The 13,398-nt window shown below is 28.5% G+C and carries 13 protein-coding genes, 3 tRNA genes and 1 rRNA gene; 3 read left to right on the forward strand and 14 right to left on the reverse strand.

Going from position 1 to position 13,398, the window contains the following annotated elements; genetic code table 11:
- Positions 1-23: 23 nt before the first annotated feature.
- The 7 genes from J2S18_RS13525 to J2S18_RS13555 form a co-directional block, all read right to left on the reverse strand.
- Positions 24-170, reverse strand: a complete 147-nt coding sequence (locus tag J2S18_RS13525) for a YvrJ family protein (RefSeq protein WP_209797355.1) — start codon at positions 168-170, stop codon at positions 24-26.
- A gap of 164 nt (positions 171-334) precedes the next feature.
- On the reverse strand, positions 335-1,480 hold the full coding sequence (locus J2S18_RS13530; RefSeq protein WP_307487559.1) for a YkvI family membrane protein: 1,146 nt from the start codon (positions 1,478-1,480) through the stop codon (positions 335-337).
- Between the two features lie 139 nt (positions 1,481-1,619).
- Complete coding sequence (grdF, locus tag J2S18_RS13535) at positions 1,620-2,939, reverse strand: sarcosine reductase complex component B subunit beta (RefSeq protein ID WP_307487560.1); 1,320 nt, start codon at positions 2,937-2,939, stop codon at positions 1,620-1,622.
- A 16-nt stretch (positions 2,940-2,955) separates the two neighbouring features.
- Positions 2,956-4,242 (reverse strand): sarcosine reductase complex component B subunit alpha, encoded by a 1,287-nt coding sequence (gene grdG / locus J2S18_RS13540; protein ID WP_307487562.1) that lies wholly within the window; start codon positions 4,240-4,242, stop codon positions 2,956-2,958.
- Positions 4,243-4,655: 413 nt separating this feature from the next.
- On the reverse strand, positions 4,656-5,357 hold the full coding sequence (locus J2S18_RS13545) for a TetR/AcrR family transcriptional regulator (protein WP_307487563.1): 702 nt from the start codon (positions 5,355-5,357) through the stop codon (positions 4,656-4,658).
- A gap of 55 nt (positions 5,358-5,412) precedes the next feature.
- Complete coding sequence (locus tag J2S18_RS13550) at positions 5,413-5,802, reverse strand: GrdX family protein (protein ID WP_307487565.1); 390 nt, start codon at positions 5,800-5,802, stop codon at positions 5,413-5,415.
- A gap of 186 nt (positions 5,803-5,988) precedes the next feature.
- Complete coding sequence (locus J2S18_RS13555) at positions 5,989-6,576, reverse strand: DUF1836 domain-containing protein (protein ID WP_307487567.1); 588 nt, start codon at positions 6,574-6,576, stop codon at positions 5,989-5,991.
- Positions 6,577-7,154: 578 nt separating this feature from the next.
- On the opposite strand from J2S18_RS13555, the gene J2S18_RS13560 reads away from it, so the two are divergent.
- Positions 7,155-7,394: an AbrB/MazE/SpoVT family DNA-binding domain-containing protein gene (locus J2S18_RS13560; protein WP_039311870.1), complete on the forward strand. Its 240-nt coding sequence runs from the start codon at positions 7,155-7,157 to the stop codon at positions 7,392-7,394.
- 185 nt (positions 7,395-7,579) lie between these two features.
- On the opposite strand, the gene rsmI is transcribed toward J2S18_RS13560, so the two are convergent.
- From rsmI to J2S18_RS13575, 3 genes are all read right to left on the reverse strand, one after another.
- Positions 7,580-8,425 (reverse strand): 16S rRNA (cytidine(1402)-2'-O)-methyltransferase, encoded by an 846-nt coding sequence (rsmI, locus tag J2S18_RS13565; protein ID WP_307487578.1) that lies wholly within the window; start codon positions 8,423-8,425, stop codon positions 7,580-7,582.
- A gap of 6 nt (positions 8,426-8,431) precedes the next feature.
- On the reverse strand, positions 8,432-9,199 hold the full coding sequence (locus J2S18_RS13570) for a tRNA1(Val) (adenine(37)-N6)-methyltransferase (RefSeq protein ID WP_370873853.1): 768 nt from the start codon (positions 9,197-9,199) through the stop codon (positions 8,432-8,434).
- Positions 9,200-9,351: 152 nt separating this feature from the next.
- Positions 9,352-10,629 (reverse strand): C40 family peptidase, encoded by a 1,278-nt coding sequence (locus J2S18_RS13575; RefSeq protein ID WP_307487581.1) that lies wholly within the window; start codon positions 10,627-10,629, stop codon positions 9,352-9,354.
- A gap of 324 nt (positions 10,630-10,953) precedes the next feature.
- On the opposite strand from J2S18_RS13575, the gene J2S18_RS13580 reads away from it, so the two are divergent.
- Both J2S18_RS13580 and J2S18_RS13585 read left to right on the forward strand, forming a co-directional pair.
- Positions 10,954-11,029, forward strand: a tRNA-Pro gene (locus J2S18_RS13580).
- Between the two features lie 306 nt (positions 11,030-11,335).
- Positions 11,336-11,998: an HAD family hydrolase gene (locus tag J2S18_RS13585; RefSeq protein ID WP_307487582.1), complete on the forward strand. Its 663-nt coding sequence runs from the start codon at positions 11,336-11,338 to the stop codon at positions 11,996-11,998.
- Between the two features lie 134 nt (positions 11,999-12,132).
- On the opposite strand, the gene J2S18_RS13590 is transcribed toward J2S18_RS13585, so the two are convergent.
- From J2S18_RS13590 to rrf, 4 genes are all read right to left on the reverse strand, one after another.
- Entirely contained in the window at positions 12,133-12,876 is a 744-nt protein-coding gene (locus J2S18_RS13590; RefSeq protein ID WP_307487584.1) for a peptidylprolyl isomerase, read from the reverse strand.
- Positions 12,877-13,133: 257 nt separating this feature from the next.
- Positions 13,134-13,209: transfer RNA gene (locus tag J2S18_RS13595), tRNA-Ala, on the reverse strand.
- A gap of 12 nt (positions 13,210-13,221) precedes the next feature.
- Positions 13,222-13,297: transfer RNA gene (locus J2S18_RS13600), tRNA-Phe, on the reverse strand.
- 7 nt (positions 13,298-13,304) lie between these two features.
- Positions 13,305-13,398 (reverse strand): 5S ribosomal RNA (gene rrf, locus J2S18_RS13605); the annotation flags it as partial.

A 13,398-nucleotide genomic window follows, 5' to 3' on the forward strand; every position in this document is an offset into this window, starting at 1 on the left:
TTATCTTTAGCTATAATTATACATTACTTTTCAAATTTACTCATAACATTAGATAAATTATTTATGCTATTTGTAAGTATTTCCAATTTCCCCTCTATCCTAATAAGTAAATACATTGATATTGCTATAGGAAACCCAACATTTCCAACTATTTGAATAAAATCATCCATCTTATCATCCCTCCTTATAATTATAAATATGCCAATTTATAATTATAAAAAAAATTTCTCTTAACTTTCTTACTTAATTATAAAATATTTATTTCATCCAACCTAAAAAGGCACTAGGATATATTTTATCCTAGTACCTTTAAAATTTTAATTACTATATATTATTAAACTTCTAATTTTCTTTTTGCCATAAAATCCTTTATATTTTTGAAAAGCATAAAGGCTATAAGTATTGCACCTACATATCCATTAACAACATATATAACATTGATTAATGCTCTAAATGGAATAAATAATCCAATTATAAGCCCAACTACTCCAAGGACTATTGTTAAAATCTTAAATTTTTTTGTACCTTCATCTGCAAATCTTGATGCTGGATTATATAAAAGTGGTACAGCTGTTGTATATATACCTGCAAATACAACAATTGCAAAAATAGATGCAAATGGTTTCCATATTTTAGATGCTAAAATTAAATTTGGAATATCCGCATTCCACACATATTTTACGCCATTTATTGTAGTATTTATATTTGCTATTTGTGCAAATGAAACAAGTGCTATAGCTATACAAACTGCTACTGTTCCTCCTATTATTCCATAATTAAGTTCCTTTTCTTTATTTTTTGATCCTAATGCTGATGTAAAACTTGCAAACCATAATAGTACAAATCCTGCATAGGATAATCCTGACATTAACCAATTTGACCCTGCATTTTTAATTGTTTCACCATTTATTGCACCAGCATATGCTCCAGATTTTATTACTTCTAATCCTTCACCTATATTAGATCCATCTTTAAAGCATGTTATTAACCCAATTATAATGCAAAGTATTACTATGGCTGGTCCAACTATTCCAATGGCATCTACTAATGAGTTAAGTCCCTTTGATACTGTAAATATAACAAGTACCACAAGAATTGTTCCACCTACCCACTGGGGAATCTCATACTGCTGATTTAATGTTGATGCTGCTCCTCCAACCATAACAAAGAAAGACATGTAGCAAAAAAGTGTAGAATAATAATCACAAAATGTTCCTACATATTTACCACAAAAATATTTATAAACATCATTACCTCTTTCAAAATGCTGCTCTGCACCTGCTTTAGAAAAATTAAAATTATAATATAAAAAAGCTACTGCAAAAACTAATATTACAAGAATATTTTTTGTTCCATAAGCTGTGTAGTATTGTATTATTTCCTGTCCTGTAGCAAATCCTGAACCAATGGTAAATGCGATAATAGCTCCAGCTAAAATTATTACTTTTTTCCAATTTATCTTTTCATAATTCTCATTCATAATCAACACTCCTTTAATATTTATTTTCATTTAATTCCCACATAATCCAAAAATTCAATTTATCTTTTTAAACTATTAGGTTTTAAAAATACGGTGCACAGCTTATCCCTACGCACCGTAATTTAAAATTAAAGGATTATTATAAATTATCTTTTTCAAATATAGTTTGTTCTGTTACAGGTATAGTAAGTGCCTTTAATGCCCTTTTAACCATCTTCTTACGTAATTTTTTAGAATCAATATCCCCAAGTCTTGGATCTCCAAGCGGATAAGGAATACCTACACCAGGAATTATACGATTTGCCCCTATAGTTACTGAAATTGGAACTACAGTTGCCATATGAACTACTGGAATACCATACTTTTCTATACCTTTAACCATTGTTGCACCGCAACGTGTACAAGTTCCTCATGTGCTAACAAGTATAACTCCATCAACATGTTCATCAATAAATTTTTTACCTATTTCATCCCCAAACTTTGCAGCTGAACCTGTTGCTGTTCCTGTTCCTGTTGTAGAGCAAAAATACTCAACAAGGTCTCCAAATTCTCCTTCTTCTTTAAGTTCACGAAGTACATCAAGTGGTACTACTAAATTAGGATTTTCCATAACAAATTGTCTATCATATCCACCATGTATAGTAGTGAATTTTTCTGAAGTCATTTCATCCATTCCTTCAATTGAATAAACTCCAAATTTAGTTGCATTTGAAGATTCTATATGATCTGGATTACCTACTGGAACAATCCCACCTGAAGTTACAATAGCAATTTTAGCCTTCTTTATATCTTCAATAGGCTCTGCTGGTTCAACTTTATCAAATGTAGGCATAGGAAGATCTGTTTTAAATTCATCACCTTTTATCTTTTTAACTAACATATTTATAGCTCTTTCAGATCCTCTTTCATCTGCAAAATAATTTACTCTAATTCCTCTTTCATGATATCCTTCAACATCTGGTCCTAAAATTTCTTCTCCTGTAGCTATTTTCTTAATTATATTAGCCATTTTTTTCATTACATTTCTCATATCAGCTGATGAATTACCTGTTTTTACAATAATTACATCCTTTTTAAACATATCAGTTCCTGGATTTTCTTCATATTCTGCTGTAATTACTGGAATTCCTAATCTTTCTTCTACAGCCTTACAAATAGTTCCACAAGCAACTCCATAACGTCCTGCATTAAAAGCTGGACCTGCAACGAAAATATCTGGATTTACTTTTTTCACCATTTCAATTATAGTATCTGTTGCTGTATCAAGATTCTCTCCAAAGTAATTATCTCCACAAATTATTGTTGCTGCTATATCATATTCGTCCCCTAAAGCACTTTTTAAAGCTTTTCCAGGTCCTACAATACCATCTCTCATTTCTGGCATATAGTCAGCTTTTTCTTCTCCTCCAATTCCTGCAAAGAATTGGTTTATATAATGTACTATCTTATACTTAGCCATAGTTATCTCTCCTTTCTTAATATCCTCTAGCAGCTAATTTATTAAATCCATTAGCTATTGTTGATGCAATAATAATTTGAAGTTCTGCTTCAAAAGATCCATCTGGATTTACACATCCAGCCCAACCACCAATTTGATTTTCAATATATTCCATTGTTCCAATTACTTTGTCCATAACAGGGAAATTAAGTGTAGCATTTCCTTGTCCACATGATGCAAGAGCTGTAGCTTCTGCACATGTATCTGCAAGAGATTGAGATTTACCATCTTTTCCTGGGAATTCATCAGTTATAAGAACAACTTTTATTCCTTTCTCCTCTACTTTACGGCAATTCATCATAAGGTCAGTATCTGGATTTCCATAACCTTCTTCAGTTATAATAACTCCATCAAGTTCCATCCATTCTGCAATTTTGGCAACCATATCAGAATGTCTTTCTTTGTCTGAAAGGAATACGTTTTCATTAGTAAGAATAACTCCCATAAAATTAATATCTTTTCCATGATGTTTATAGCAGTCTTCTATAACCGGATTGTGAAAGTGATGATATGTTGTAACTTTATCACATGGTGCAACACAGTTTCCTGAAATTATAGCTCCATCCATTATTTCTGTTGGATACATAAATGTAGGAACAAAGTTCTTTGCATCTACACCATAATAATAAGTATCATGCAAAAGTCCTTGAGACTGAAGCATGTGAACATATCCTATTTTAGGTAGGTCTGGGTACATTTTTGCTTGTTCAAATATAGATTTTGTTTCAAAGGTTTGAATTTCATCTGGATTAAGATTTTTAGCTACTTCCCCTAAGTATGTGGCTACTTTAAGTCCTGCAAGACGTCCAGCCTTCTCATATACATGAGTTTCTAAATTTTCCTTAGGTTCAATTACTACACAAAGATTTACTGTTTTTGAAAAAGGGCAATATTCTGCTGCTGGTCCACTCATATCAATTACACCTTCTTGGAACCCAACTATACGGCCTACAGTTACTACTGTACAACCTTCAAGTGCATGAGTTCTTCCAGATCCAACTGTAGGAGTAACCTTTCCAATTACACCTGGGAATATTTCTCCACCACTTACTTTTGTCCTTGGCTCAATAACGTCTTTTACTGGAGTAATTCTAGTGCTATCTCCAGGTCTTGCAATGTCAAGGTGACAACCTATAAGCTTGTCATCTTCTAAAACCATAGATTCAACTTCTTCTTTATTTACATAAAGAATGTTATCTTTTATAAAAGTATTCTCTGCAAATTGAATATCTTTTATAAAGATTTTACCTAATTCTAATTTCATAAAAATCTTCCTCCTTTATTTTTTTATACTAATGTTATCTAGATAACATTAGTATAAAAAAACTTATAATTTATATTATTTGAAAACTTAAATGATAATAAATGAGGACTTATGAAATACTTAGGATGAAAATATTATTAGACTTTAATATAATTTAGAAACTTTATGTTATCGTGATAACTTATAATTCTACTATATACCTAACTAATGTTAAAATCAATAAGTTTTAAGAATATTTGTATTATTCTGAATATTATGGGTTTTAGTAATACATAAATAAACTCCTTCATTAAAAAGTATATGTACACAATATAAAAATATTAATTATTAAAAAAAAAGATAACATTTAAGCTATCTTTTTTCAAAATTTATATATAAAAAATTTTTTCTTCTATTATATATAGTTTTATTTATTAATCTGAAAAGTTACTTTTATATCCTTTATATCCCTTTAAATCTGATGCAAGATTAAATACTGTTATTTCAAGGTCAGATATAAATTCATTTACTCTACTATTTATATCTTCAGGATTAATACCTTCATCAAGTATTGTTTTTAAATATCCCTTATAAAGAGTACAGGATATTCTATTCATTTGTGTAGCATTTTTTAATGATAATGCTCCTTCTGAAATACACATTTTGCAAACTTCAAAATCTCTTCCCATAAAATCTGATGTTTGTAACATCTTATAAAAAAAACTATTAGTATATTTTATATCCTCTGGAAACATACTATAATATTCTTGTATAGAATTAGTAAAATTTCCACTATCAAATGTAAAAAATAATAGATTATAAGCTTCTGGATTTGAAAAAGCTTCTCTTGCATAGCAATCCCATATACCTACATATATATCCCAAACATTTTTCCAATGTTTCTGAGCTTCATTAAGTCTATTTATATATCCTGTAAGCACTCTAAGTTCAGCAAAATATAAAAGTTCTTCTCTACTGCTAAAATATCTATAAAGGCTAGCTGATGAACAACCTAATTCTTTTGCTATACGCCTAATTGTTACTGCATTTATACCTTCTTTTTCAATAATTTCATAAGTTTTTTCAATATATTCTTTCCTTGAAAGACCTTTAAAATAATTCAAATTTAAATCCATATCGCTTATTATCCCTTCTGTCCTTTCCCAAAAATTTTATATAATTACCTTTAATTTATAATATTTTTGGAATAATATTTTCAATAACTGAAAGATCAATAGTTTTAAAATCATAGGCAATACCTTCTTCATATTGCTTAGGAGTAGGTACAATTTCTTGCCACTGTCTAAAAGTATTTATACAATTTTCTATCATTATTATATCCTTTGTATTATCATTATTCTCCTTTGGATAAACAACAACAGACCTATAAGGTGTCTGATTAGGTTTTAAACTTGAAGCCTGTGGATGTGTAAGTAGAATATGTCTATCATATATTAAATCTCGAGTATTAATTAAAACTTCTTCATATGTATCTAAAAGTTTAATTTGTAATTTATCTTTATATTTTTGAGCTACTCGGTCATTATTAGTTATTATTATAGCTTTTTCTAATTCAAACATAATGTACCTCCTTCATTTATAAAAAAATAAAAATATTATATAATTATATAAGTTTTCATTTTATAATTAACCTATTATTTTAATTATATCATTAATTACAAAACTAATTTCAATTAAGTACAATTTACTATATCTAATTTATATTTTAAAATAAAAAAAAGATGATGTTAAATCATCATCAATTAATTAATCCTCATGATATTCATTTACTATCTTTTGTACAAGTTTTTTAATTACACTTGCTTGAGCTATTAAAGATAATACTAGTAGAAATGTTCTAATTCTTTCTTCTTCACTTCCATCTAATTTTAATTCTTTAATTATATCATCAAGTTTTTCTTCAGTATCTACAGATGTTGACAAAAATGAATCTAAACTTTCTTTTTGAGTTTCTGCAAACATCTTGTAGGCTGTTTCCCAAGATATTATATCATCACTTCTATCATTAATTTCATTGAATGCTAAACTAAAGACCTTCTTTATCTCTTCTGTTGTAAGTATTGGTCTCATATAACTTAATAAAACTAGTTGAACCAAATGTAATTTCGTATAGCCTCTTTTTTTACCATCCTCTGGCTTTGTTATAACTTCACTTTTTATATAGTTTTGAACTATATTGTTTGTATATTTGTCATCAACAAACTTATCATTTAAATAATCTATAACTTGTGATAAAAATAAATCGTATCTTGGCAAATCATCATATGAAATCATACTATTTTTAGAGACTTCCGCAAGCTCAGTAATATAATCTGCGGTAACTTTTTTACTCATTCTTATTCACCCTTACCTCAATTTAAATCTTAATATTATTATATAGTATAAATAAACTTATTACAAGTTATTTTTACCATTATTATATTTTATTCTTCCCCCATTAATTATTTTTAAACATAATACCCTTATTAAATAATATTTCAAAACATTTTAAAGTTCAATGTTGCTATTTTAATAATATTATTATGTTTATATCACATTTCTACAAATTATATTATTTTTTTTAAATATTTATTCATTAATTATTTAAATTTCAGAGTATAATATACGGATTTTTCATTTAAAATCATTTTGGTTTATAATAATATTTCCTTTAATACTTGTAACCAAGCCATTTTTAGTTTTATAATAGATAAGTGCCATTTTTTAATTTGTAAAGTATTGACATTTCTAAAATTTGGTAGTATATTAATTATTGTAGTATTTAATAGTAAAATTTGTAGTTAAATAAAACTTAATATTTTTACTGTTGACTTTAAATTACAATTTTGGTAAGATAACATAGTAAATTGTCGAATATTGCAGAATCCTGTAAGTTCGATATTAAATGTATATAATTTAAGGAGGAAACTTTTATGAAATCAACAGGTGTAGTTAGAAGAGTAGATGAATTAGGAAGAATAGTTATTCCTATAGAGTTAAGAAGAACTCTAGATATAGCAGAGAAAGATGCTTTAGAAATATATGTAGACGGTGAACAAATCATTCTTAAAAAGTATGAACCAGCTTGTATTTTCTGTGGAGACGCTAGAGACGTTGTAAACTACAAAGGAAAGAACATCTGCAAAAACTGTTTAGCTGAATTAAAGAGATAAGATTAAAATAAGCATTATTTAAATTAAATTTATTTAAAAAAGCATTAAAGATATAAAAACATTCCCCTAAAATGTTTTTATATGTTACCATAAAAAAACCACTGAGGCTATTCAGTGGTTTTTGGTTTATCTATAAAAAAAGACCAGAATAAATCTGGTCTAATTATATTTCTACTTTTATAAATTTATAAGTTAGTTGAAAATTTGTATACTTCATTTTTAGGTAATTTTCTATCCTTTGCAACCATTTTTATGGAATCTTTTTTGCTGAATCCATCTTCCATATATTTAATTATATGATCTTCAATAGATAATCCTTCCCAACTTGCTCTACTTTCTCTTTCAATTTCTTCTTCACTTAATCCATCTAAAACAAGTACAAATTCACCTCTTGGAGAATTATTTTTAAAATGTTCTATTACTTCTGAAACTTTTCCTCTAACTATTTCTTCATGCATTTTTGTAAGTTCTCTACAAGCTGCAATATTTCTATCTCCAAAACTATCTAATAAAAAAGTTAATGTACTTAATAATCTATGAGGTGCTTCATAAAAAATCAAAGTTTCCTTTTGATTTTTTAATTCTTCTACTACAATTTTTCTTGACTTAGTATCCCTTGGAATAAATCCTCTAAAGGTAAAAGCACTGCTATCTAATCCTGAATATATTAAAGCTGTTGCAAAAGCTGTTGCTCCAGGTAAAACCTCAAAATCAAGTCCTTCTTCAATGCACTTTTTAACTATAACACTTCCAGGGTCTGAAATTCCTGGCATCCCAGCATCACTTACTAGTGCAATTTTTTCCCCATCTCTTAATCTATTTAATATTTCATCACTTTTTCCTTGTTCATTATGCATATGATAACTTATTAAAGTCTTTTTTATATTAAAATGATTTAATAATTTTATTGTTTGTCTAGTATCCTCTGCAGCAATTACATCTGCATTTTCTAGAGCTTCTAATGATCTTAATGTTATATCCTTTAAATTACCTATAGGAGTAGGTACTAAATATAGCTTTCCTTCACTCATTTTCTGCTATTTCTCCCCTCTGTTATAAATTCTATTTATTTCATCTGAATAACTTCCATCTTCATTATATACATAAAGAGGAGCATCCCATTTTAAAAATGCTTTTCCATCTCTTTGACCTTCAACTAAAACTATATTTGGTGCTTTATTTTTATTTGGATGAACCATCTTTATTCTTTTAGGCTCTATCTTATAAGCTCTCATAATAGTAATTATGTCAGCAAGTCTTTCTGGTCTATGAACCATAAACAACCTTCCATTATCCTTAAGAACAATCCTTGCAGCCTTTATTACATCTTCTAAATTGCACAAAACTTCATGTCTTGCAATTGATAATTTATCTGAAGGATTAACTATTCCTGAATTATTTAATTTATATGGAGGATTAACAGTTACTACATCAACCTTTTCTAATGTTTTTAGAAAATCTGTATCCTTTAAATCTCTATGTATAAAATTAATATTATCTATTTCATTTAATAATACACTTCTATTAGCCATTTCTACCATATCTTCTTGCACTTCAATTCCAATTATATTCTTTGGAGAATACTTACCATAGCTTAAAAATGGTACTATTCCAGTTCCAGTACAAAAATCTATAACACTATGCTTTCTTTTGATATTTGAAAAATCTGAAAGAAGTACAGCATCAACGCCAAATCTAAATCCATCATTTTTTTGTATAAGCATTAATCCTTTTAACTGTAAATCATCAACACTTTCATTTTCTTTTATTTTAACATTATTGTTTATCGCCATACTTTTCTTCATCCTTCTATTTTAAATTTCTTTTTAATTATACATTAACAAAAATTACTTCTCAACATACTTATTATCTTAATTAATCTATATGATTTTCTAAAAAGCAAAACAAAAAGACCTTAGAAAAACCTAAGGCCTTTATATTTTACTATAATTAATTTTTAGTTTAATATTCTTCTTGCTGCGTAGAAACTCCATATTGGTGATACTTTAACTACATCTCCAGTTTGAGGTGCATGAATTATGCTTCCTCCACCAACGTATATTCCAACGTGATGAGTACTTGGGAATACTAAATCCCCTGGTTGAAGTTGTGATCTTGATACAGCTCTTCCTGCTCCAATTTGATCATAAGTAGTTCTACCTATTCCAACACCTGCAGCTTTACGATAAACATAACTTGTAAATCCTGAACAATCAAATGTGTTAGGGCCTGTTGCTCCCCAAACATATTTAGCTCCTAAATGTCTATATGCTTCATTTATTATAGCTGAAGTACTTCCATTATGAGTTGAACCTCCACCGTTTGATGATCCACTATTTGATGAGCCACCATTTGATGAAGAACTAGCTGATCCGCCTCTATTTGGAGAACTTTGTGATGCAGCTTCTTGTTTTTGTGATATTGCACTATTTCCCTTTGAAATTGCTGATTCTATTTCAGAAATTACAGTTGGGCTCTTTATTTGATTATTTTTAATATCTTTTAATTGAGATACTGCGCTCTTTAAAGCATCAATTGAACTGCTTGAACTATTAATAACAGCTAATTGACCTGATATTATTTGTCTTTCAACTCTTGAAAGATATTTAGCATCAAAATCTTTTTGTTGACTCTTAGCATCATTTATTAATTTCTCTTGTTCACCTTTTAAATTTTCAAATTTACCTAATTCTTCTTTAGTTTCTTTATTTAATTGTTCTAATTTCTTTCCCTTATCTTGAAGAGAAGTCATTTTAGTGTCTAAGCTCTTTTGGTTATTAACAAGCTCGTCCACAACATTCTTATCTAATTGTATTAATCTGTTAGCAGAATCTAATCTACTAATTAAATCTGAAAAATTTTGCGCACCAAAAATTAAAGATATATAACTAGTTTGTCCACCTGATTTATAAAGTTCTCTAAGTCTTCCTCCAAGAACTTCCTTTTGTTCAGACATCTTTTCCTTAGTTTGTTCTATTTCTTTTTGAGTAGTACCCATTTCTTTTTCAGTGTTAGCAATTTCTGTTTTGTTATTTTGTACCTTTTGTACTAATGGTTCTATTTTTGAATTTAAGTCATCTATCTTATTTTGTACGTTTGCTATCTTAGCCCCTAATTCGGCATATTCGTCTCTTGCTTGGTTTACTTCTTTATTAGTTGGAGTAGCATATGCTGGAATAGCAGAATTTACTACTAACATACCTGCAATAATTGCAGCAACAATTTTTTTTCTCATGAGTTAATCGGTTCCTAAGAACCTCCCCCCCTTTCAAATTCTGTGTCTCCTACTAGAAATACATTTATTATTATATCATCACATCATTAACGGTACAACCGTAATTTATTACATATTCCTTAAAGTCAACTATTTTTTAAAAAAAGTTTTGTAAATTGCATTAATTTCCGTAATTGTTTACATAGGAATAACCTAACATTTTCTATTACAAAAAAATACATTTATATAATAACATAAAAATTACAAAATTGTAATACTTTTTGAATAAAAAATGAACATGTTGACAATTGTCCTATTTTTGCATATAATAGACATTGTATTCGACGGGGTGTGGCGCAGATGGTAGCGCGCATGGTTTGGGACCATGAGGTCGCAGGTTCGAGACCTGTCACCCCGACCATAAAAAAAAGCTATGAATTAATTCATAGCTTTTTTTGTTTATTATTTTTCTTTTTCATCATACTTCTCTATGTACTCTCTATCACTACTTGCAGCCTTACATAAAGAAATTGTTATTAATACAATTAAAGCATACCCTAAAATAAACCATATCATACTCTTATCTCCTTTTAATACCTTTATTATTATATATTATTATTATTGACAAAAACATAAATTTTAATTATGTTTGATTGTAAAGATAAAAATAATTAAAATATTTATTTTTTAATATATAAGTATTTTTAAATTTTAAGGGAGGCATAATATGTTACAAAATATAAAAGCCGCAATATTTGATTTAGATGGAACTCTTATTGATTCTATGTGGATTTGGGATAAAATAGATGAAGATTATCTTTCAGAAAAAAATATACAAGTTCCTGAAAATTTAAATGATGAAATTGCTCATTTAAGTTTTAATCAAGTAGCTAAATATTTTAAAGAAAGATTTAATTTAGATGATTCATTAGATGAAATAAAAAATTCTTGGAATACTATGGCATATCATCATTATTCAACTGATATTAAATTGAAAAGTGGGGTAAAGGAATTTTTAGATCTTTTAAAAAGCTTAAATATAAAAATAGCATTAGCAACAAGTAACTCACGAGAACTTCTAGAGGCTGCTTTAAAAAGTAATGGAATATATGATTATTTTGACTCAATAACTCTTACAGATGAAGTAAGCGTTGGAAAACATGAACCAGATGTATATCTATTAGCTGCTAAGAAGTTAGGGGTAGACCCAAAAGACTGTTTAGTCTTTGAAGATATAATACAAGCTGTTAGAGGGGCAAAAAAAGCTGGTATGAAGGTTATTGCTGTTGAAGATAGTCGAAGCTTAAATGACAAAGAGAAGCTTTTAATAGCATCTGACAAGTTCATTACAGACTTTTCCGAAATAACAGCTAAAAAAGTGGCAAGTTAATACATTTATAATTAAGAAATTTATTTTTAATTAATGCATTTTCAATATTTTCCATATAAATTTAATTAAAATTATTTTATATAAAATAAAAAGGTAATTTTCTTTTGAAAATTACCTTTTTTAATAAATTAATATTACTTTCTAGTTACTCCATATTTAGCTTCTAATTCTTTTAATACTTCTAAATATTTTTTTTGTTGTCTTTCTTGCATTAATTGTTGAACAACTGCATCCTTAACTTCTTCAAAAGTCTTTGTAGCTGCTTCATTTTTAGAATCAACTAAAATTAAGTGATATCCAAATTGTGTTTTAACTGGTTCTGTCACTTTTCCTATTTCTGCAGCGAAAGCAGCATCTTCAAATTCTGGAACCATCATACCTCTACCAAATACTCCAAGATTTCCACCTTGTTCTTTTGATGGACAGCTTGAGTACTTCTTAGCAGCATCTTCAAAAGTCATACCGTTATCTATTTCTTCTTTTATCTTAACAGCATCTCCTTCATTTTCTACTAATATATGTTTAGCTGAAACTGTTGCTTGTTCCATAAATTTGTCCTTGTTAGCTTCGTAGTATGCTTTAGCTTCTTCATCTGTAACTGTTACTTCTGATAAGATCTTAGCTATAGTCATTTGAGTTAAAATTTCTTTAGCTAAACGTTTTACAGTTTCTTTGTATTCATCAGTTTCGTCTAATTTTAATTCGCTTCCAAATTTGTTTAATAATTCAAAAGAAATAACTTGTTCTAATAATTGTTTTCTTCCTTGTTCGTTATCAAACATCGCTTTTCTATCATCTGGATATTTTGATATTATTTCATTTAATTCTTTTTCAGTTATTTCTTGTGAACCAACTGTTGCTAATACTTTATTTTCCATTTTAAAGTCTCCTTTTCTTTCTATATATATTTACTACTTAATTCTATCAATATCTTAATAATTTAACAATCTAAATAATGTAACTTAAAGGTTTCTTATAAAAGTTTTACCTTTTATTTAATTTTATCCACAGAAAATATTCAAATTGTGGATTTTATCCACATTCAACCTTCAATTTTGTGGAGTATTTTCTTATTATTTTCTAACAAATAATAAGAAAATAAAAAAAGATGTTCAAATTGAACATCTTTTTTATCTGGTGGAGGTAAGGAGATTCGAACTCCTGACCCCCTGCGTGCAAGGCAGGTGCTCTCCCAGCTGAGCTATACCCCCAGAAATTTTGTATGGTGGCTCGAGCAGGAATCGAACCAGCGACACGAGGATTTTCAGTCCTCTGCTCTACCGACTGAGCTATCGAGCCACACTATACCTGGCAACGTCCTACTCTCCCACACGGTCTCCCATGCAGTACCATCGGCGCTATAGAGCTTAACTTTCCTGTTCGGAATGGGAAGGAGTGTT

Origin of the sequence: Eubacterium multiforme, from assembly GCF_030813415.1 — a bacterium.
Lineage (GTDB): Bacteria > Bacillota > Clostridia > Clostridiales > Clostridiaceae > Clostridium > Clostridium multiforme.